The sequence below is a fragment of the Pseudomonas sp. BN415 genome (assembly GCF_029871195.1).
Lineage (GTDB): Bacteria > Pseudomonadota > Gammaproteobacteria > Pseudomonadales > Pseudomonadaceae > Metapseudomonas > Metapseudomonas resinovorans.
Map to the genome: position 1 here is coordinate 42,448 of NZ_SSOK01000025.1, position 22,024 is coordinate 64,471.

15 protein-coding genes are annotated in these 22,024 nt (G+C 64.3%); 13 read left to right on the forward strand and 2 right to left on the reverse strand.

Translation table 11 applies throughout. The features are described 5' to 3' along the window. The first annotated feature begins 274 nt into the window (after positions 1-274). The 3 genes from E8F20_RS06750 (at position 275) to E8F20_RS06760 (ending at position 5,921) form a co-directional block, all read left to right on the forward strand. The gene (locus E8F20_RS06750) at positions 275-1,849 is read left to right on the forward strand and encodes a mechanosensitive ion channel domain-containing protein (protein WP_280283118.1); all 1,575 of its coding nucleotides are present in this window, start codon (positions 275-277) and stop codon (positions 1,847-1,849) included. Then, positions 1,846-3,528 (forward strand): aspartate-alanine antiporter, encoded by a 1,683-nt coding sequence (aspT, locus tag E8F20_RS06755; RefSeq protein ID WP_280283068.1) that lies wholly within the window; start codon positions 1,846-1,848, stop codon positions 3,526-3,528. The genes E8F20_RS06750 and aspT overlap by 4 nt, the downstream gene beginning before the upstream one ends. A gap of 140 nt (positions 3,529-3,668) precedes the next feature. Continuing rightward, positions 3,669-5,921, forward strand: coding sequence for a tetratricopeptide repeat protein (locus E8F20_RS06760; RefSeq protein ID WP_280283069.1), 2,253 nt, complete (start codon positions 3,669-3,671; stop codon positions 5,919-5,921). 49 nt (positions 5,922-5,970) lie between these two features. Here the strand turns inward: E8F20_RS06760 and E8F20_RS06765 are convergent, their stop codons facing one another. Next, positions 5,971-7,254, reverse strand: coding sequence for an outer membrane protein transport protein (locus E8F20_RS06765; protein ID WP_280283070.1), 1,284 nt, complete (start codon positions 7,252-7,254; stop codon positions 5,971-5,973). 321 nt (positions 7,255-7,575) lie between these two features. Between E8F20_RS06765 and E8F20_RS06770 the strand changes: the two genes are divergently transcribed. The 9 genes from E8F20_RS06770 to E8F20_RS06810 all read left to right on the forward strand — a co-directional run bounded on the left by E8F20_RS06770 (position 7,576) and on the right by E8F20_RS06810 (position 19,256). Beyond that, on the forward strand, positions 7,576-8,556 hold the full coding sequence (locus E8F20_RS06770) for a MoxR family ATPase (protein WP_280283071.1): 981 nt from the start codon (positions 7,576-7,578) through the stop codon (positions 8,554-8,556). A 14-nt stretch (positions 8,557-8,570) separates the two neighbouring features. Then, positions 8,571-9,521, forward strand: a complete 951-nt coding sequence (locus E8F20_RS06775; RefSeq protein WP_280283072.1) for a DUF58 domain-containing protein — start codon at positions 8,571-8,573, stop codon at positions 9,519-9,521. After that, positions 9,518-10,024: a DUF4381 domain-containing protein gene (locus E8F20_RS06780; protein ID WP_280283073.1), complete on the forward strand. Its 507-nt coding sequence runs from the start codon at positions 9,518-9,520 to the stop codon at positions 10,022-10,024. The genes E8F20_RS06775 and E8F20_RS06780 overlap by 4 nt, the downstream gene beginning before the upstream one ends. Beyond that, a complete protein-coding gene (locus E8F20_RS06785; RefSeq protein WP_280283074.1) occupies positions 10,011-11,012 on the forward strand; it encodes a VWA domain-containing protein in 1,002 nt (333 codons plus the stop codon). The genes E8F20_RS06780 and E8F20_RS06785 overlap by 14 nt, the downstream gene beginning before the upstream one ends. Before the next feature lies 1 nt (position 11,013). Further along, positions 11,014-12,615 (forward strand): VWA domain-containing protein, encoded by a 1,602-nt coding sequence (locus tag E8F20_RS06790; protein ID WP_280283075.1) that lies wholly within the window; start codon positions 11,014-11,016, stop codon positions 12,613-12,615. Beyond that, complete coding sequence (locus E8F20_RS06795) at positions 12,612-13,922, forward strand: hypothetical protein (RefSeq protein WP_280283076.1); 1,311 nt, start codon at positions 12,612-12,614, stop codon at positions 13,920-13,922. The genes E8F20_RS06790 and E8F20_RS06795 overlap by 4 nt, the downstream gene beginning before the upstream one ends. Before the next feature lie 42 nt (positions 13,923-13,964). Then, a complete protein-coding gene (locus tag E8F20_RS06800; RefSeq protein WP_280283077.1) occupies positions 13,965-14,966 on the forward strand; it encodes an HAD family hydrolase in 1,002 nt (333 codons plus the stop codon). Positions 14,967-15,065: 99 nt separating this feature from the next. Then, entirely contained in the window at positions 15,066-16,634 is a 1,569-nt protein-coding gene (locus E8F20_RS06805) for an arylsulfatase (RefSeq protein WP_280283078.1), read from the forward strand. 159 nt (positions 16,635-16,793) lie between these two features. Then, positions 16,794-19,256, forward strand: coding sequence for a fused MFS/spermidine synthase (locus tag E8F20_RS06810; RefSeq protein ID WP_280283119.1), 2,463 nt, complete (start codon positions 16,794-16,796; stop codon positions 19,254-19,256). A 65-nt stretch (positions 19,257-19,321) separates the two neighbouring features. On the opposite strand, the gene E8F20_RS06815 is transcribed toward E8F20_RS06810, so the two are convergent. Then, complete coding sequence (locus E8F20_RS06815) at positions 19,322-20,326, reverse strand: AraC family transcriptional regulator (RefSeq protein WP_280283079.1); 1,005 nt, start codon at positions 20,324-20,326, stop codon at positions 19,322-19,324. 95 nt (positions 20,327-20,421) lie between these two features. Between E8F20_RS06815 and E8F20_RS06820 the strand changes: the two genes are divergently transcribed. Beyond that, entirely contained in the window at positions 20,422-22,008 is a 1,587-nt protein-coding gene (locus tag E8F20_RS06820; RefSeq protein WP_280283080.1) for a choline dehydrogenase, read from the forward strand. Positions 22,009-22,024 lie beyond the last annotated feature (16 nt).

The window sequence follows — 22,024 nt, forward strand, 5'->3', positions numbered from 1 at the left end:
TGTTGCCGGTGCCTGATGCCCTGCCAGGGAGAGTGCCCCTAGGCTGCAAACAGGTAGGGTGAAAGACGTTTCGCAAGTCCGCAGGTTTACTCTGGATGAGCCCCCGCAGATTCGTCCGCCTGCACTAAGCTCGTTTCAGCAAGCCGTTTTCGGCGTGCGTTGTTCGCTGTAAGGAAAGAGGCCAAGAACCTTTTGGGGCGGGAACATGCGGATACGAGTGCAGGGGTGGCTGGCGTTTGGTTTGAGTGCCTTTCTGTGGACGTTGTCCTGGGGGGTGCAAGCGGCAGGGGAGGGGGAGGGGGAGGCAGAGGTTGCATCGCCGCCTTCGGTGGAGTTGAAGATTGCCAATCGAAGCATCTTCACGTTCCACGGCACCTTGCTTGGCGAGACGCCGGAAGCCCGTGCCAGGCGCGCCGATGCCGTGATTGAAGAAATGCTCGAGGGCACCGAGGAACTGGATGTCACCCTGGACACCATCCAGGACAGCTACCTCGTGCTGCTCGGCGACCGCCGGGCCTTCATCGTCTCGCCTAAGGACGTGGACTCGGCTGACGGATCGGTCCGGGAAGCGGCGGAAAAGGCGGCCCAACGGCTTCGCCAGGTCGTTGCGGAATCCCAGGAGGCCCGTAGCCTGCGCTTCCTGCTGACCGCTGGCGGGTTCACCGCCGTGGCGACCCTGATGTACATCGCGCTGTTGCGGCTGTTCTCCTGGGGTCACGAGAAGGCGCTGTCCTGGCTGCCCAAGCGCATGCGCAAGCACACCAGCGCATTGAAGATCGGTCAGACGCAACTGGTGGATACCAGCAACCTGTTCCCGATCATCCGGCGCCTGCTGGCGCTGTTCTATTGGTCCGCGGTGCTGTTGCTCACGTACGAATGGCTGACCTTCGTCCTGCAGCGCTTCCCCTACACGCGACCCTGGGGTGAAAGCCTCAACCAGTACTTGGTGGAACTGATCCGTTACCTGCTGGATGCCATCGTCAGCGCCATTCCGGGCCTTGTGATCGCGCTGCTTATCTTCTTCATTGCGCGCGGCTTCAGCGCGTTCAGCAAGCGTGTGCTGGAGCGCTTGTCTCGCCCGGGCACCATCAGCTGGCTCAACCATGAAACCCTGCAGCCGACCACCCGGTTGACGTCGCTGGCCATCTGGTTGTTCGCCTTGGCGATGGCCTATCCCTACTTGCCGGGTGCCGGGACCGAAGCGTTCAAGGGGCTGTCAGTGCTGATCGGCCTGATGATTTCCCTGGGCGCTTCCAGTGTCGTCGGCCAGGCTGCCTCCGGTTTGATCCTTACCTATACCCGCACGTTGCGCCCCGGCGAGTTTGTCCGGGTGGGCGAGCATGAAGGCACGGTAACCGAGGTCGGCATGTTCACCACCAGCATCCGCACCGGCCTCGGCGAAGTGCTGACACTGCCCAACTCGATGATCACCGGCTCGGTGACCAAGAACTACTCTCGGGTGGTCCAGGGCGCCGGCTACGTGGTGGATACGGTGGTCACCATCGGCTACGACACACCCTGGCGTCAGGTCGAGGCGATGCTCAAGGAAGCCGCCCGCCGAACGCCAGGCATTCTGCAGACGCCCGCTCCACAGGTGTTCCAGACGGCTCTGTCCGACTTCTACCCCGAGTACCGGTTGGTGGCCCAGGCGGTTCCCAGCGAACCCAGGCCACGCGCCGAGCTGCTGACCCTGTTGCACGCCAATATCCAGGACGTGTTCAACGAGTTCGGCGTGCAGATCATGTCGCCGCATTACCTGGGCGACCCTGCGCAGGAGAAGTGGGTACCCAAGGAGCGTTGGTTCACTGCACCGGCCAAGGCGTCTGACCAGGAAGGAGCGGAGCAATGATTGACTTCGTACTCGGCGCCCTGCGCTCGAACCCGGAGATCGCTGTATTCCTGGCCATCGCCCTGGGTGTACTGATCGGGCGGATTCGGCTGGGCAGTTTCCACCTGGGGTCGGTGGCTGGGGCCTTGCTGATGGGCCTGATCATTGGACAGATCGGCCTGGAGGTGCCCCACGAGTTGAAGTCGGTGTTCTTCGTGCTGTTCATCTACGCCGTGGGTTTCAAAAGTGGACCGGAGTTCTTCGGCAGCCTCAACCGGGGCACCCTCAAGCTGGTGCTGTTTTCCGTGGTGCTCTGTGCCACCGCCCTGGGCACCATCCTGGCGGTGAACGCCTACTTTCATTTCGACGCCGGCTTTACTGCCGGCCTGGGCGCTGGCGCCCTGACCGACACCGCCATCATGGGCACTGCCAGCAGCGCCATCGCCCAACTGTCCCTGGATGATGCGGCCAAGGCCCAACTCAACAGCCACATGGCCATCGCCTATGCCATCACCTACCTGTTCGGCACCATCGGCCTGATCGTCTTCGTCGGCAGTATTGCGCCCAAGCTGCTGGGGGTGGACATGCGCACCTCGGCGCGGGAACTGGAGCTGGAGCTGGGCATCGCCAGCAACGAGAAGATCATCAGCATTCCCTACACCCGCATTGTGGTGCGGGCGCACCGGGTCGCCGGGGGAGCCGCGGGCACGTCCATCGCCGATATCGAACGACTGCACCCGTCTCTGAGCATCGAGCGTGTGGTGCGCGCGGGGCAGGTCCATGACCGTGAACCCGACCTCGTGTTGCAGGCGGGCGACATCGCTGGCGTCTACGCGCTGCGCGAAGCTGTGGGCGAACTGGACGGCTGGATCGGCCCGGAGGTCGATCACCCGGAGTCGCTGTCGTTCCCGACGAAAACAGCGGACATCGTGCTGACCTCCGCCGAACTGTCCGGAAAGACCATCCACGAGATCAGGTCGCATCTGGTCGGTGCGAACCGCATGGGCTGCTTCATCAACACCATCACCCGCCAGGGGCTCGACCTGCCACTGCTGCCCAACACCGTATTGCGCCGAGGCGACGTCATTTCCCTCACCGGGCGCTCTTCGAGCATCGATGCGCTGGCCGCTCAACTGGGGCGGGTGCGTGAACGTAGCTACAAGTCCGACATCGCGGTGCACAGCCTGGGCATGGTGCTGGGCGCACTGCTGGGGATGCTCTCCACCCATGTGGGCATGATCCCCATCGAGCTAGGCGTTGGTGGCGGCGTGCTGGTGGTGGCGCTGCTGATCGGCTGGTACAACTCCCGCCACCCCGAAATCGGGGCCTTGCCGCCAGCGGCACAATGGGCGTTTTCCGAATTCGGCCTGACCGCCTTCGGTGCCGTGGTGGGGCTGCTGGCCGGACCGGCGGCCATTGCGGCGATGCAGGAGCAGGGCGTTGCACTGCTGGTCTCGGGCGTGATAGTCACCCTGGTGCCGCCCCTGGTGGCGCTCTATTTCGGGCGGTATGTGCTGCGCCTGCACCCGATGATCCTGTTCGGCGCACTCGCCGGGGCGCAGACCGAAGCGGCGTCCATGAACAAGATCATCGAGCAATCCGGCAGCAACACCCCGGTGATAGGCTTCACCGTCTGCTATGCGATTTCCAATGTGCTGCTGGCTGTATGCGGGCCAATCATCGTGTTTGCGTCCAGCTAGGTAATAGGCCTTACAACTAAAAAAGCCCGATCAAGGGCAAATTGAATAGACCGTGGAGCAAGGGAATGAAAGGTGGAGTGGCAGGGGGAAGACTGTGGGTCATCCTGCGGTCGGGCGCGCTCGTGGCGATGCTTTTCGCCATGCATCTCGCCTGGGCCGGTGATGAAGGGCACGGCAGGCCGCCAGAGCGTGCCAGCAAGGCTGAAGGTTATGCGGATGCCGCAAGCTGCCTGGGCTGTCATGCCACACAGGCCGGCGAGTGGAAAGACTCCGACCACGGTTGGGCCATGCGCGATGCCGTTGCTGACAATGTGCTGGGCCAGTTCGATGGTTCGGGCTTCGAAGCAGATGGGGTCAAGGCCCGCTTCTTCCAGAAGGATGGCCACTTCTTCGTCAACACCGAGGGCGAGGACGGCAAGCCGGCTGACTTCCAGATTCTCTACACCTTTGGTTTTTACCCGCTTCAGCAGTATCTGGTGGCCTTCCCCGGCGGACGGCTGCAGGCGCTGACGATTGCCTGGGACAGCCGCTCGAAAGAGCAGGGCGGGCAACGCTGGTTTTCCCTGTATCCGGGGCAGCGCTTCTCACCTGACGATCCGCTGCACTGGACCGGGCGCTACCAGAACTGGAACGCCATGTGCGCCGATTGCCACTCGACCCGTTTGATGAAGAACTACAACGACCGCAGCGACACCTTTGCCAGTACCTGGCACGAGCAGACCGTCGGCTGCCAGGGGTGCCACGGTCCGGGGCAGGCCCATGTGGACTGGGCAAAACAGAACAAAGCCGGTAACCGGACCTACGCCGCGGCCAGTGAGCTTGGATTGAAGGTGGACTTCAAGGCCCTGGGTAGCCAGGGCCTCGTGGAGCAGTGCGCCTATTGCCATAGCCGCCGCCAGGGCTTGGGCACGGGGCAGGAACCCGGCCACCCGCAGCTTGACCAGAGCCTGCCGGCCACATTGCGTGCGGGGCTCTATCACGCCGACGGCCAGATCGACGGGGAAGTCTACGAGTACGGCTCTTTCACCCAGAGCAAGATGTACGCCGCTGGCGTGGCCTGCACCGACTGCCACAACCCCCACACCACCAAGGTGCGAATCGAGGGGAACGGTCTCTGCATGCAATGCCACAACGCCCAGCCTCCCGCCGTGCGGTTCCCCAGCCTGCAGGCCAAGGACTACGACAACAAAGCGCATCACCATCACGAACCGGGCACCCCGGGTGCCCAGTGCGTCAACTGCCATATGCCGAGCAAGACCTACATGGTGGTGGACCCACGCCGCGACCACAGTTTCCGCGTTCCACGCCCGGATCTGGCGGAAAAAACCGCCAGCCCCGACGCCTGCACGAGTTGCCATCAAGGCAAACAGCCCGAATGGGCGGCCAAGGCCATCGAGGGCTGGTTCGGCCAGCCCAAGCGGCCGCCACACTACGGCGACACCTTCAATGCTGTGCGCAATGGCCAGGGCATCGCCTTGAGCCTGCTGGGCTCGGTCCTGGCGGACAAGGGCAAGCCCGCCATCGTCCGCGCCACTGCTGCCGAACAGATGGCCGACCTGGGACCGCCGGCCATGTCGAACCTGCAATGGGCGCTCCAGGATGACAGCGCACTGGTGCGGGCCTACGCCATCTCGGGCTTTACCAGCATGCCGGCGGCCGAACGCCTGAAGCCGCTGCTGCCGCTGCTGGAAGACCCCACCCTTGCGGTGCGGGACGAGGCCGTGCGTGCACTGGCCGACGTACCGACGGAGCAATTGCCCGCCGAACGCCGCGAGCGCTTCAAGGCGCTACTGGCCGAGTACGAGACCCGCCTGCGCGGTAACGCTGACCTGCCCGGCGGGCGCCTGAACCTCGCGGTGCTGCTGTCACGCCAGGGACGGGATACGGAAGCAATGGAGGAATATCGACAAGCACTGCGCCTGGACCCGTACTTCGCGCCCGCGAGGGTCAACCTGGTCACCCTGGCCAGTGCATCGCAGCGAATGGACGAAGCCGAGCAGCTGCTGCGCGAGGGCCTGGCGTTGGAAAAAATGCCCGTTGTCGATCACGGCAACCTCGCTTACATGCTGGCCCTGCTGCTGGTGGAACGGAGCCGGGCGGAGGAGGCGTTGAAGTGGATGGAGGTGGCAGCGGTCGCCCTGCCTGGTAACTCCCGCATCCGTTACAACCAGGGCTTGCTGTTGTCGCGTATGAACCGTCGCGACGAGGCGCTCAGCGCCCTGCGTGCTGGCCTGGAACAGTCTCCAGAAAACGCAGACTTGCTCTATACGCTGATCTATATGCACGCAGTGGAAGGTGAGCAGGCCGAGGCGTTCGAGTACGTCAAACGCATGCGTCTGGCCGCACCTGACGACCCGCGCCTGCACGCCATCGAGCCTTACTGGCAGCAGTGACCACAGTCAGGAATGCCCTCCAGCGAGGGCATTCCGTTTTCAAGTACGGCTAGAAACGCCAGGTCGCGCCCCCGCCGATCACATGCAGGGAACTGTTGTCGAAACTGCCGGAAAGCGTATCGCCCGAGCGCTGCTTGGTCTGTTCCACCTCCATGTCGCCCAGCCAGATGAGGGTGTACGCCATATGCAGGTCCAGGCCTTGTTCCACCGCGTAGTTCACGCCGGCCGCCAGGCGCCAGGACTCGGCCATGGGGTTGTCCACGGTGCGGTCCTCGTCGTCCACCGCTGAGCTGTCGTAACCCAGGCCCATGCTCCAACGCAGTTTCGGGCTGGCCTGGTACTGAGCCCCCACCGAGGCGTGCCAGGTGTCCTTGTACTGCCGGTCGACGGTGCGGCTGGTGCCGAGGTTGTTGGCATCCACTTCCACACCGATGTTCCCGAACTCGCTCCAGTCCTGCCAGCCAAGACTGGCAAGCAGCGTCCATTGCGAGTCCAGGTCATGGGCCACGCTCAGCAGCGCGGTTTGCGGCACTTCCATGTCGATATCGAGGTTGTCCACGTTCAGCCGTTGTAGCGCCAGGTTCAGCAACGGGTTGCTGATGTCATCCACGCTGGGGCGATCGGAGAATTCCAGGTCGACCTTGCTGGTGTAGGCAAGGCCCACGCGGGTGCTCTCGTTGACGCGGTACAAAAGACCCATGTTGAAGCCCACGCCAAAGTCGGTGTCCTTGTATTCCAGTTGGCCGTCCGGCCGGTTCGCCAGGCCCAACAGGTTGTTGTTGACGGCCACCTCGGTGCGGTAATAGCCGTACATCATGCGCGGTCCGAAACCGATGGAGAGGTCGTCGTTGATCTTGTAGGCATAGGTGGGTTGCAGCGAAACGCCGATGACCGCGGCCTCCTGGGTGAAGTAGCGTCCGGCCCAGTCATCGTCGTAGTCCACCGCCAGGCCGAAATTCCCATACATGCCAAAACCGATGCTCGCCTGGTCGTTGATCTGGTGACTGACGAACAGACTGGCACCGGGCAAGTACTGCAATGCATTGCCACCTTCGTTGCCGTCGAACTGGTTGCTGGCATCGCGGGAGAAACTGATATCGCCGAAGATCACCTGGCCATTGGCGCTGATCTGAGTGCCCGGCAGTTCCGTCAGGCCGGCCGGATTGTTCATCAGCACGCTCGGGTCGGAAGCCAGCGCCGCAGCGCCGGCATTGGCCAGTCCGGCGCCTTCCTGGCCGGCCTCGTAGATCATGATGCCACCGGCCCAACTCGCGCCGGGCAGTAGCCACAGCAGCGAGCCCAGGGTTGAGAGCTTGGCGACGCGCAGTGACATGGGATGGCTGCTTAACATGGCGCTTCCTCTGCTGGTCCTTGGCTTTTCTTGTGTTGGAGCGTCTCGTTGCCGGCATGGATGCCCACAGGCCAACGTTATCCAGCCTAGATGCTTGTCCTGCAGGCGCAACCAACCCGCAGCCTGAGCCAAAGTCGGGCGTTTTCTGGCGCATGGCACGCAGGCAACTAGAGTTACCAAACCCGTAGATCGCGAATGCATCTCGTCTCGAAGGGTTGAGCCTCGTCTTCTGGCTTGCCACAAACCAATGGTTGCGCTTGCGATCGGGCAACTTCCGAGCAGGCTCTGACAGGGAATCGATCAGTGACTACACGCGAGCAGATAACAGGGTTGGAGGCGAGTGTTTCTGAACAGGTCCTGGGCCAGTCCCAGACGATCCGGCACGTTCTGCTGGGGCTGTTGGCCAATGGTCACGTGCTTCTCGAGAGCCTGCCGGGCCTGGCCAAGACCCGCACCGTAAAGGCCCTGGCAACCCACCTGGATGCGCGGATGAGCCGCATCCAGTTCACCCCGGACCTGCTGCCGTCGGATATCACCGGCGGCGAGATCCTCCAGCAGACTGCCGAAGGCAACCAGATCAAATTCCAGCCCGGCCCACTGTTCGGCAACGTGATTCTCGCCGACGAGATCAACCGGGCTCCGGCCAAGGTCCAGGCGGCCTTGCTGGAGGCCATGGAGGAACGCCAGATCACCGTGGCAGGGCAGAGCTACCCCATGCCGGGGCTGTTCATGGTGCTGGCGACCCAGAACCCTATCGAGCAGGAAGGCACCTATCCGTTGCCCGAGGCACAGATGGACCGCTTCCTGATGAAGCTGAAACTGGACTATCCGAAGGTCGAGGACGAGGCTCGGGTCCTGCGCCTGGTGCGTGGCGAGGAACAGCGGCAGCAGGACGGCAGCGCTGTCCAGACGCCTGCGCGCCTGCCCCAGGAGGTGCTTTTTGCAGCTCGCCGCGAAATGTCTGGCGTGCACGTGTCCGAGGCCATCGACCGCTACTTCATGGGCCTGATCACCGCAACCCGCAAGCCGGCGGATTACGATGCGGACCTGGCGCGCTGGATCAACATCGGCGCCAGCCCGCGCGGCGGTATCGCCCTGGATCGCGTGTCTCGTGCCCATGCCTGGCTGTCCGGCAATGAGTTCGTCTCGCCGGACGATGTGCGCGCCGTGGTGCATCCCGTGCTGCGTCACCGCTTGCAGCTTTCCTACGACGCGATCGCCGATGGCGTGAATGCAGACCAGGTCATCGACCGCCTGCTGGACAAGGTAGCGATCCCGGCCTGAGCGGAGCCATGCCCATGCAACAGACAAAACCGGCTCCGGATGGCTTCGTCCACGCCTCGCTCGCCCAGATGATGGCGTTGGAGCATCGCGCGCGCGGCCTGAGTTTCCTGTCGCGACAGCCGCTTTCGAGCATCCTTTCCGGCAATCATGCCTCGCGCCTGCGGGGGCGTGGGCTCAGCTTCGACGAGCTGCGCCACTACCTTCCCGGCGACGACCTGCGTCACCTCGACTGGCGCGCCTCACTGCGCTACGGCAAGCCCTTCGTGCGCACCTTCACCGAGGAGCGCGATCGCCCGACGCTGTTGCTGGTGGACCAGCGCATGAACATGTACTTCGGTTCCCAACGCTGCTTCAAGTCCGTGACGGCGGCGGAACTGGCGGCGCTTTCCGCGTGGATCGCCTTTCACGCCGGTGACCGCGTGGGAGGGCTGGTGTTCGGTGATCATCAGGTTGAGCACATCCGGCCGTTGCGCAGCCGGGCGCGGGTGGAGGCGCTGTGTGCCACTGTTGTGCGCGCCAACCACAGGCTGAGCGCAACCGGCTCGGATGCCGAGCATCACGACCAGCTCGACATCGCGCTACGCAGTTGCATCGGCGCTGCTGGCCACGACCATCTGGTGTGCATCATCAGCGACTTCGCCGGTGTCACCCCGAAGACGTTGCAACTGCTTCGCCAGCTCAGCGCCCACAACGACGTGATCGCCATGCAGGTCTATGACCCCATCGCGTTGCAGGTGCCGGACAAGGGCCGCATCACCGTCACCCAGGGCGCATTGCAGGTAGAGCTGGAGGTCGAGCGCCGCCAGGTGCATCGGCCCCTTGGCGAGTTCCTATCCGGTCGTCTGCGTGATGTCGCCGAGCTGCTGCGGCGCAGCCAGGTACCGGTGATGATGATCAGCACCGGGGAAGACTCCCTGGCGCAACTTCGCCGGGAACTGGGGCGACTGACGGGGAGAGCGCGATGACGACCCCGAACGTGCCCAGCGTCGACCAGCTCAAGGAGCTGGCCATTCCCGCACCGCCTTTCAGCTATTTCCCCCAGACCTGGGGTTGGTTGGTCCTGTTGCTGATCCTGCTGGCCATTGCGGTTGTCTGGGGGGCGCTGCGTTGGCGACGCTGGCAGCGTGATCGTTACCGCCGCGAGGCCCTGGCCCGTCTGGGTTCCCTCGGGCAGGCCCTGACTGATGGCGAGCAACGCCTGCCGGCACTGCGCGAGATGCCGGAGCTGCTCAAGCGTGTGGCCCTTTCCATGCCGGACGCGCCGCCAGTGGCGCGCTTGGGGGGAACTGAGTGGCAGGCATTCCTCGCGCAACGCTCGAAGGAGCCGCTGCCGGAGGGGTTTGCCGCGCGGCTGTTCACCCTGGCCTATGCACCGGATGCCCAGGTGCTGGCGATTCCCGAGGAGGAGGCGAGGGCGCTTCTGGCCGGCTGCCGGCAATGGATCGAGGCTCACCATGTGGCAGTTTGACTACCCCTGGGTACTTTTCCTGTTGCCGTTGGTGTGGCTGGGATGGCGCTACCTGGGCGAGTACCGGGAAGAGCACAGCGCCTTGCGGGTGCCATTTTTCGCTGCAATGAGTCGCGCGGTGGGGCAATCGCCGGGAACCGCTGGGGCCAGAGGAGGGCGTTGGCAACGGGTATTGAACCTGCTGGTCTGGGCGCTGCTGGTAACGGCCTGCGCTCGCCCGGTCTTCGTCGAGCAGGCTATCGAACACGAGCAGCCGATTCGCGACATGATGCTTGCCATCGATATTTCCCAGTCCATGCAGACCACCGACTACACCGATGCCAGCGGACAGCGCGTGGACCGCCTGACGGCGGTGAAGGCCGTGGTGCGCGACTTCATCGACCGGCGCAAGGACGATCGCATCGGCCTGATCGCGTTCGGCACCGGCGCCTATCCGCAGGCGCCACTCACCCTCGACCATGCCAGCCTGCGGGTGCTGCTCGATGAAGTGGGCATCGGAATGGCCGGCCCCAATACCGCGCTGGGAGACGCCATCGGGCTTTCCATAAAGCTGCTGGAGAGCGCCCGTGAACAGGAGAAGGTCCTGATCCTGCTCACTGATGGCAACGACACCGGCAGCGCCATTACCCCTGGGCATGCGGCTCAGATGGCAGGTGCTCGGGACGTTGTCGTGCATACAATCGGCATTGGTGATCCGCAGGCCAGTGGCGATGCCAAGGTGGATCTACAGACCCTTCAGAACATCGCTCGCGCCACGGGTGGCCGTTTCTTCCGTGCCGATGATCGCGATGCCTTGCAGCAGGTCTACGCGACCCTCGACCAACTCACGCCGCACAAAGTGAAGACCTTCAGCCACCAACCCAAGCGCGACCTGTTCTGGTGGCCGCTGGGCGGGGCATTGCTGCTCCTGGCTGCGAGCCATGGACTCGCGGCGCTGGCGAGTCGAATCTCGTCGGCCCGCGTGGTCCGGTCGCAAGGGGAACGCTGAGATGGACATCGATCTGAGCGCCTTCCACTTCCTGCGGCCGCTCTGGTTGCTGCTGATCGTGCCGGGAGTGCTTCTACCGTTGGCGTGGCTGCGTCGCCATGACCTCAAGCGCCAACTGGATGGCATCATCGCGCCCCACTTGGTCGAACACCTGGTCATCACCCCGGACGACGACCAGCGCCTGCGCCCGGTTCACTTGCTCGGTGCCTTGCTGGTACTGGGCGGGGTCGCCGCAGCCGGCCCGACCTGGCAGCAGGACGTTCCGGATTTTCTCGACAACCGTGCGCCGCTGATCCTCGCTGTAGACCTGTCGCCTTCCATGGATGCCGACGATGTTCCGCCCACCCGGCTGGCCGCCACCCGACACAAGCTGCACGACCTCATTCAGCGCCGAGCCGGGAGCCGTACCGCACTGATCGCCTATGCCGGAAGCGCACACCTGGTGTTGCCGGCCACCGAAGACCCGGTTTTGCTGGATACCTTCCTCCAGGCGCTGGACACCGGTCTCATGACGCAACCCGGCAAGGATGTACTGGGCGTGATCGACCAAGCGAGGACGCTGCTGGATGCCGAAAAAGCCCCCGGCACATTGGTGCTGGTGACCGATGGCGCCGATGCCGGCCAGTTCGAGGCGATCAGCAAGCGGCTGGAGGGTGGCGACTTGCAGGTACTGGTGCTGGCGGTCGGTAGCCAGGACGGTGGACTGGTGCGTGATGCCAAGGGGCAGCCCCGGGTCGCGTCCGATGGCCGGCCCGTGCAGGCCAGTTTCGATGAGGATGCGCTGAAGCGACTCGCCGATGCCGCCAACGCTCCCCTTGGCAGCCTGACTCTGAATGACGACGACCTCGACTGGATCGAACTGCATGCCCAACAGCATTTCGAAGCGGTGCAAGGTGACGGCCAGGAAGTGCATTGGAAAGACGCCGGCTACTGGCTGTGCTGGCCGTTGGCACTGATTGCGTTCTTCTGCGTGCGACGGGGCTGGCAGGTGCACTGGCTGGGCGGCTTGTTCCTGGCAGTGCTGCTGGGCGCAACGCCGGCGCCAGTCCGTGCCGGTGCGTTGGCGGATGCCTTCTTCACGCCCGACCAGCAAGGGCGCTGGGCCTTCGAGCATGGGCATTTCCCACAGGCTGCGGCACGCTTTGCCGACCCTTACTGGAAGGGCGTGGCGGCCTATCAGGCCGCTGACTACGACGCAGCCCTGGCAAGCTTCGCGCGGCTCGACACGGCGCCGGCCTATTTCTTCCTCGGCAACATCTACGTGCATCACTTCAAGTTCCCTGAGGCCATCGCCGCCTACAAACAGGCCCTCGCCAGGCAGGCGGACTTCCCTGAAGCCACGGCCAACCTCGCCTTGGCCGAGGCGCTGCTGAAGGACTACGAAGACCAGCAAGACGCTGGCACGCCAGACGAAAAGGCCGACAAGGAGGTGGAGGACCAGACGCCTGCCAAGGGCGGCCAGGAAAGGCAGCAGAACAACCCCCAGGCGGCTTCCGACCAACTCTGGCTGAACAACCTCACCACCTCGCCAGCGCAATTCCTCAAGCGCAAGTTCATGCTTCAGGAAGCCGCGCGCCAGAAGGCTGCGGAGGTAAAACCATGAAACGGCTGCTCATCTGCTTGCTGCTCTGCCTACCACTGCTGACGATGGCCGACGAGCCCGAAGTACGGGTGCAAAACCGCCTGGCGCCCGCCGACTCGGTGATGGTGGGCGGCACGATCAATCTTGAGGTGGACCTGCTGGTGGACACCTGGTTCACCGCTGCCCCCATCCTGCCAAAGCTGGAGTTGCCCGGGGCGGTGGTGAACCCGCCCAGTGGCGAGGCGCAGCACCTGACTGAGCAACAGGATGGCAAGACTTTCTTCGGCCTGCGCTTCACCTATCAGATCACCCCGCAGACGGCGCAGCGCTTCGAGATTCCGGCGCTGGAATTCCAGGTACAACCCGGCCAAGCCAGCGGCCCGGTCAAGGTGCGCAGCCAGCCCCTGGTCTTCGCCGCCAAGGAGCTGGTCGGTGAGTCAGACGGCCATCGGCTGGTTGCGACGAGCGTCACTTTCACCCAGGAAATCGAGCGCTCCCATGATCAATTGCGGGTTGGCGACAGCATCACCCGCAGGGTCAAGGTGCAAGCAGAAGGTGCCCAGGCAATGCTGCTGCCTCCACCCGAGTTCGTCGAGGTGAACGGGCTCAAGCGCTATGTGCAGACGCCACGCGTGACACCGCTCAGCGATGGCCGGGGCGGCACCCTGGGTGGCGTCCGCGAGGACTCTGTCACCTACGTGATCAGCGAGGCGGGGGAGATCGACTTGCCCGCCATCGAGCTCAAGTGGTGGGACGCCGCGACAGGTGAGGGCCACAGTGCCTCGGTACCGACGGTCGAGCTGAAGGCCGCCAAGGGCGACTACCAGGCGCCGTTTTCCATCAGCGAAGACTTGCGTGCCCTGGGGCAGAAAACCCGCCTCCGGCTTTCCGGCCATGGGGTGTTGCTGGGGATGTTTCTGGTGTTCGGCGGTGGCCTGGCCTATTTCGGGCGGCCCTGGGGCAGGGCGGCACTGGTATCGCTGCGGCGCTGGAAAGAGGCACGAAAGCAGGCCTGGCTGGAATCCCCCGACTACGCCTGGCAACTCGCCCGCCAGCAGTTGAAGGGGCGTCCCGCGCAACTGGGCGGCCTTTACCTCTGGGTTCGGCGAAGCACGGGAAGTCGGACCTTGTCGGAATTTTCCGACCCATCCTGCGACGCATTCTCAGATCGTTTGCTAGGCTTCTTCAAATCTCGCTACGGGGTGGCTTCGGCGCCGAGTCAAGCGCCTGCCGACTTGAAGCGTGTTCTGCCGGATGTACGGCGAGCGGTATCGGTACGGAAGAAGGTGCGCCCTGCAGGACGCGGGCTCAAACCCCTAAACCCCTGACTCGGTCGAGCCAGGCAAACCGAAACTCAGCAAGGACGTCACATGCATCAGTCTCACGCTCCGTACAGGCTTCGTTGGTGGTTGGCCTTGCTCCTGCTCCTGCCCGTGCTGGCCCAGGCGCAGGACCCGTTGCCCTCCTGGAAGGACGGCCCCTCGCGCACGGCCATCGAGGCCTTCGTCGCAGCCGTGACCACTGAGGGCGGCAAGGACTTCGTGCCGCCAGCCGAACGCATTGCGGTGTTCGACAACGACGGCACCCTGTGGAGCGAGCAGCCGATGTACTTCGAGGTGCTGTTCTCAATGGATGAGGTTCGGCGCCTGGCCCCGCAGCATCCCGAATGGAAGGAGCAGCAGCCCTTCAAGGCAGTGCTGGAAGGCGACCAAAAAGCCCTCGCCGAAAGCGGCATGGAAGGGCTGATGAAAATCATCGCCGCTACCCATTCCGGCATGAGCACCGAGGACTTCATAGGCCAGACCCGCGGCTGGCTCGCCAAGGCGGTACATCCGCGCAGCAAGAAGCCCTACACCGAGATGGTCTTCCAGCCGATGCTGGAGCTACTCGCCTATCTGCGCGCCAATGGCTTCAGGACGTACATCGTTTCCGGCGGCGAAGTGGCGTTCATGCGCGCCTTCGCCGAAGAGGTGTACGGCATTCCACCGGAGCAGGTGATCGGTACCACCTTCGAATCCCAGTTCCAGGACAAGGACGGCAAGCTGTCGATCCAGCGCCTGCCGAAGCTGGCCCACAACGATGACGGGCCCGGCAAGCCGGTCAGCATCGACGCCATCATCGGCCGACGGCCGATCTTTGCCTTCGGCAACTCCGACGGCGACTTGCAGATGCTCCAGTGGACCATGGCCGGATCGGGCAAGCGCTTTGCCGGACTGGTGCATCACACCGATGCCCAGCGTGAGTGGGCCTACGATCGGGACAGCAAGGTCGGCCGGCTGGACAAGGCGCTGGAGGCTGCCAAAAGCGGCAATTGGACAGTGGTCGACATGGCGCAGGAGTGGAGCCGTGTCTATCCCTTCGAGCAGAACTGACAAGACCGCAGGAACACAGGGATCCCCAGCCAGGCAGTCGGCCTCTCTCGTGTGCGTAGTCGTGGCAACGACAGAAACGTGAAACGGAGAAGTGACCTTATGAAGCGCAGCGGAAAATGGTTAACCAGGGTCGCACTTGCTGCGACGGCGGTAGTCGGGGCGAGCATCGCCTCTGCCGCAGACAAGCCGAACATCCTGGTGATCTTCGGTGACGACATCGGGCAGACCAACATCAGCGCCTATTCCAAGGGCGTGGTGGGCTACCAGACGCCGAACATCGACCGGATCGCCAAGGAAGGCATGATGTTCACCGACTACTACGCGGAGAACAGCTGCACGGCGGGCCGCTCGACCTTCATTACCGGGCAGTCGATCTTGCGTACAGGCCTGTCCAAGGTCGGCATGCCGGGCGTGCCGGTAGGCCTGCAGGCGAGGGACGTCACCATCGCCCAAGCGCTCAAATCCCATGGCTATGCCACGGGTCAGTTCGGCAAGAACCACCTGGGTGACCGGGACGAGTACCTGCCCACCAACCACGGTTTTGACGAATTCTTCGGCAATCTCTACCACCTCAATGCTGAGGAAGAGCCCGAGCGTCCCTACTGGCCGAAGGACGACGAGGCCTTCGTCAAGTCTGCCTCGCCGCGCGGTGTGATCAAATCCAGCGCGGATGGCAAGATCGAAGACACCGGCGCGCTGACCAGCAAGCGCATGGAAACCATCGACGACGAAACCACCCAGGCCGCCATCGACTTCATCAACAAGCAGGCAAAGGCCGACAAACCCTTCTTCGTCTGGATGAACACCACCCGCATGCACGCCTTCACCCATGTGCGGGAATCCATGCAGGGCCAGAGTGGGATGCCTGGGAACGATTACGCCGACGGCATGCTGGAGCATGACGGCGACGTGGGCAAACTGCTCAAGACCCTTGATGATCTGAAGATCACCGACAACACCATCGTCGTCTACACCACCGACAACGGCCCGAACCAGTGGTCCTGGCCGGATGCGGCGACCACACCGTTCCGTAACGAGAAGAACTCCAACTGGGAAGGCGCCTACCGGGTGCCGGCGATAATCCGCTGGCCAGGCAAGGTCAAGCCTGACAGCATTTCCACGCAGATGTTCTCTGGCCTCGACTGGTTCCCCACGCTGCTGGCGGCGGTAGGTGATACCGACATCAAAGAGCGCCTGCTCAAGGGCACCGACCTGGGTGGCAAGACCTTCAAAGTGCATCTGGATGGTTACAACCAACTGGACCTGCTGACCGGCAAGTCCGACAAGAGCGCCCGCAAGGAGTTCTATTACTTCAACGATGAGGCGGAGCTGGTTGGCATGCGTTTCGCCGACTGGAAAGTCGTCTGGTGCGAACAGCGTGCACCGGGGGGCTTGCAAGTGTGGAGCGAGCCCTTCACCTGCCTGCGGGTGCCCAAGCTGTTCAATCTGCGTATGGATCCCTACGAGCGGGCGGACGTCGTCTCTGACCAGTACTACGACTGGCTGACCAAGAACGACTACCTGCTCTTCCAGGGCACGCAGAAGGCCGCGAAATTCCTGCAGACCTTCGTCGAGTACCCGCCGAGCCAGCGCCCGGCGAGCTTCAGCATCGACCAGATCCGCGCCGACGTGGACAAGAAAATCGAAGAGAAAATGAAGAAGCAGTAGATTGGCCCGGCGCCCGCCCATGGCGGGCGCTTCTTTTACCTTCCTGTTGCGGGTTCAGCAATCCGATAAGGCTCGTCGATGTCCTCAGCCACCCGTTCTTCCCGTGTGCGTTCGCGTGCCACGGTTGGTGAAGGTGCCCGCAAACGGCTTCCCCTGCAGATGCTCATTCCCGCCGTGCTGCTGTTCATTTCCGGCGGCGCCGCCCTGGTGTACCAGGTGCTCTGGGTCAAACAACTTTCCTTGGTGGTGGGGGTGGAGGTGTATGCCGTCACCACCGGCATCAGTGCCTTTTTCGCCGGGCTCGCCCTGGGTGGCCTGGTGTTCGGCCGCTGGGCGGACCGCCTGCGCCAGCCCGTCAGGCTCTACGCGATTCTGGAGCTGGCCGTGGCCGTCCTTGGAATTGGCGCAACCCTGGCGCTCGCTCACGCGGCAGGGCCATTCGCCCGACTGGAAGAGCGCGTCGGCCTGCTGGCCTGGGGCCTGCCTTTTGCGCTGGTCGGACTGCCGGCCTTCCTCATGGGCGGCACGCTACCGGTGCTGGTCCGCGCACTGACGCCCGCCGATGGCCAACTGGGCGAGGCGGGTGGCCGGCTCTATGCCGCTAACACCGCCGGCGCCATTGCCGGAACCCTGCTCGCAGCCTTCGTGCTGTTGCCGCAGCTGGGCGTTTCCGGCAGCGCCTTCGCGGCAGCGTCCCTCAACCTGCTTGCGGCGGCGGGTGCCTGGATTGCCCGTCGGGGCGACGACCTGACGGCGCAGCCAGCTGAAACCACGCGGATGCCCCGCTCAGCGCCAGCGCGGCTGGCCATCGTGCTCTACTGCGTGGCTGGCGGCGTGGCACTTGGCTACGAGGTGGTCTGGACGCAGTCCATCGTGCAATTCATGAGTACCCGGACTTTTGCCTTCGCGATGGTGCTCGCCACCTATCTGGCCGGACTGGTGCTGGGCAGCGCGCTCTATGCGCGCCGGGCCGACCGTATCCGCGATCCCTGGGGCCTGTTCGGTCTGCTGATCGCCCTGGCGGGTCTGCTCGCCTTGCTGCAGATTGCCGGCCTGGGCCGCTGGCTGATAATGGCCCAGACCCACATGGAGATGCTCGCGCTGCAGGCAACCGGCAGCGAACTGGCGGGCATGTGCGCACGCTTCGCCACCGCCGCGGTGTGTGTGGTTTTCCTGCCCACCACACTGCTGGGTGCTGCCTTTCCCCTGGCCTTGCGGCTCTCGGTGGACAGCGCCCACGTTGGGCGTGACGTGGGCGCCGTGGTAGGGCTGAACACCCTGGGGGGCATAGTCGGGGTCATGCTCACCGGTTTTGTGCTGGTGCCACAGGTCGGCCTGGTGCGGACATTGGCTGTCCTTGCGGTGCTGGCGGCAGGCATCGGTTGCATGGCCGCCTGGCGCGGCGCCGGGGTCCACCGCCTCATGCGCGGCGCGATCAGCGTGGTGGCCGTGGTGACCCTGGTCACCGCAGTGCTGACACCGCCGGACCGGCTGGCCGAGCTGCTGCCGGGTGCGCGCAACGGGCGCATCACCTTCTACGAGGAGGGCAGGGGTGGCACGGTTGCCGTGGTTGCCCAGGGGCGGCAGGGCAAGGCGTTCAATCGTCTCTATATCCAGGGCGTATCCAATACCGGGGATGCCATGCCGTCGTTGCGCTATATGCGTCTTCAGGCCCTGCTGCCGTTGCTGATCCATGACGGCGATCCGCGCTCGGCCCTGGTGATCGGTTTTGGCACCGGCATCACGGCTGGTGCCATGCTGCGCTATCCCGGCCTGCAACGGCCCGTGGTCGCTGAACTGCTGCCGGAAGTGCTCGCGGCTGCGCCGCTATTCCATGGCAACTACGACGCGGTGCACGACCCGCGCCTGGACATCCGCCTGCGCGACGGCCGACGGGAACTGCTACGCAGCGCCGAGCGCTATGACCTGATCACGCTGGAACCGCCACCGCCGTCAGCGGCCGGTGTGGTCAACCTCTATTCGCGAGACTTCTACCAGTTGGCCGCTTCCCGTCTGGAGGAGGGCGGCATCGTCGCCCAGTGGCTGCCGCTACCGACCCAGAACGATGAGGACAGCCGATCGCTGGTGCGCAGCTTCCTCGATGCCTTCCCCCATGCGTCACTCTGGACCACCGAGTTCCATGAGATGTTGCTGATCGGCTCCCCGCAGCCACTGGTGCTGGACGCCGAGCGCATTCGCCAGCGCTTCGAGCAGCCGGACGTGGCGGCGGCGCTGGGCGAAGTCGGGGTGGATTCGGTAACGGCCTTGCTCGCCACCTGGGTGACCGACCGGGCAGGACTGGAGCGTTACGCGGCAAACGCCCAGCCGGTGACTGATGACCGGCCACGGATCGAATACGCCGCCTGGGTGCGTCCCAAGGAGATCACACGGGTTTTGCCCGAGTTGCTGGCCTTGCGGACGCCTCCACCGCTCCTGAATGCCGATGCCGGCCTGCGTGGGGCGGTCGAGGACGATTGGCAGGCCCTCGGCCGCTTCTATGCCGTGACGCTCCACGCCTACAACGGTAATCGCCAGGCCTGGGCGCGTGGAATGCAGCATCTGGTCCAGCAGGACGGCGACAATCCTTACTACCGCTGGTTTATCGGGGGAGGGCAGCAGTAAGGGGAGCGAAGCCTGCTCCATGCGGGCCGCTGGCTTACCTCCCCACCTTAAGCCGCCCGTAGCCCTCAGCGCTGCGCCAGCAGCGCCTTTCTGCGCGCGCCGGGTGTCACGTCGAACCAGCGGCGGCAGGCGCGGTTGAATACGCTCTGCTCGCTGTAGCCGAGCATGCCCGCGATCTGCGACAGGGGAATGTCGCGCTCGGCCAGGTAGAAGTCGGCCCGTTCGCGGCGTATTTCCTCGACCAGTTCCTCGAATGTGCGGGCCTGTTCGGCCAGATGCCGTTGCAGGGTGCGCTCGTGCAGGCCGAGTTGCTCGGCCACCAGAAGCAAGCGGCATTGTTGCGTCGGCAAGAGACGCAGTACCAGGCGGCGGACTTGGTCAAGCAGGCCCGGGGAGCCTTGCAGGTGAACCTGGCTGAGGTACTGGACCAGGGTCCGGTGAAGAGACGGGTCATGCCGTTCGATGCGCTGTTCCAGGTGCCTTCCCGTCAGAACCAGGGCATTGCAGGCCTGTCCGCTATAGGCCTCGCTGGCGAAGTAGCGGCGGTAACGGGCCAGCGGAAGCGGGCTGATGCCGGACAGCAATACAGCCCTGGCACTGAAGGTCGGTCCACACAGCATCTTCATGGTGTTGTGCGCCACGCCCAGGGCCAGCTCGACCATCTGCCGCTGGGGGCCGGGCATGCGCAGTTCGATGACCAGACGCGGAGCCTCCGGCTCGCTGCGGTCCAGGTCCAACTGGATTCCGGAGCTGTGGTAGCCGATGAAGCGGATGATTTCGGAGAGCGCATGGCCCACCGTCTCCGCGTTGCGGGCGATCAGTGCGATCGGGCCCAGTACCGGCAGGTTCTGGTACTCGGCCATGCGCAGGCCGAAGTCGGCGCAGTCCAGCTCGTCGGCTGCGCATTCCAGCAGACCGATGAGCGACCGGAAGGGGACGCGGGCGTCTTCGTCGTCCAGCAATTCCGGGCGGACACGAAAACGGGCGAGGAGGGGTGCTGGGTCGTGTCCGAGCTGTGCGACCAGTTCGCGAAAGCCGCCGAATGAAGTGGTTCTGATGAAAGGTTCCATGTCGTGCAGGATCAAATATATGTCATGAAAGATCAATATCAGCCGGTCGTTGGCGGAGAAGAATTCCAGGGCCACTCCCCACTTCGGAGCTTCCCATGGAGTTCGACTACATCATCGTCGGCGCCGGTTCTGCCGGTTGCGTACTGGCCAACCGTCTGAGTGCCGACCCGGCCGTCTCCGTGTGCTTGCTCGAAGCGGGCCCCCGGGACTGGTCGCCCCTGGTCCACGCTCCGGCGGGCGTTGCGGCGATCCTGCCGACTCGCCACGTGAACTGGGCGTTCGATACGGTGCCGCAGCCCGGATTGGCCGGCCGCCGGGGCTACCAGCCGCGCGGCAAGGTGCTCGGCGGGAGTAGCTCGATCAACGGGATGATCTACATCCGCGGCCATCAGAGCGATTACGACGAATGGGCTGCGCTGGGAAATTCCGGCTGGTCGTTCGCCGAGGTGCTGCCGTACTTCCGCAAGAGCCAGATGCACCACCGCGGCGCCAGCGAATTCCACGGCGGTGAGGGCGAACTCTACGTCGGCCAGATCGAGGCCCATGCCGCCACTCGTGCCTTCATCGAGGCGGGGCAGAAAGCGGGGCATCGTTACAACGCCGATTTCAACGGGGCGGATCAGGAGGGGATTGGTCAGTACGACGTGACTATTCGCGGCGGTCGCCGCTGGAGCACGGCCACGGCCTTCCTCAAACCCATACGCGGCAAGCGCCGCAACCTCACCGTGCTGACTGGCGCCACTGCCGAGCGCGTGCTGTTGCAAGGCAAGCAGGCCAGTGGCGTGCAGGTGCAGATCAAGGGCGAGTCCCTCACCCTGAAAGCGCGCCGTGAGGTGCTGCTCAGCGCGGGCGCCTTCGGTACCCCGCAATTGCTGATGCTCTCCGGCATTGGCCCGGAGTCCGAACTCAAGCCCCATGGCATCGCCGTCACGCATGAACTGCCTGGCGTCGGGCAGAACCTGCAAGACCACCCGGATGTGGTGCTGGGCTACCAGAGCACCGACAACTCGCTCCTCGGCTATTCGCTGGGCGGGAGCCTGAAGATGGGCGCGGCCCTGGCCCAGTACCTGGCCCGCAAGCGCGGCCCGCTGGCGAGCAACTTCGCCGAGGGTGGCGGCTTCCTGAAGACCCGCGCCGAGCTGGTCCGCCCGGACATCCAGCTGCACTCGGTGGTCAGCCTGCTCGACGACCACAATCGCAAGCTGCACTGGGGGCACGGCTTCAGCTGCCACGTCTGCGTGCTACGGCCGAAGAGCGTCGGCACGGTCGGCCTGCAGTCGGTAGACCCGAAGGCGCCGCCGCGTATCGATCCCGCCTTCCTCAGCCATGACGATGACGTGCAGACCCTGCTCAAGGGCTACCGCATGGCTCGCGAGATCATCGCGCAGGCGCCCATGGCCCGCTTCGGCCTCAAGGACAAATTCAGCGACGGCCTGCACAGCGATGAGCAACTCATCGGCCTGCTGCGTCGGCGCACCGATTCCATCTACCACCCGGTAGGCACCTGCCGCATGGGCAACGACGAGCTCGCGGTGGTGGACAGTCAACTGCGCGTTCACGGCATCCAGGGCCTGCGCGTGGTCGACGCCTCCATCATGCCGACCCTGGTCGGCGGCAACACCAACGCGCCCACCATCATGATCGCCGAGCGCGCGGCGGAGTGGATCGCGAACACCCGATAACAACAACGAGGAAGCA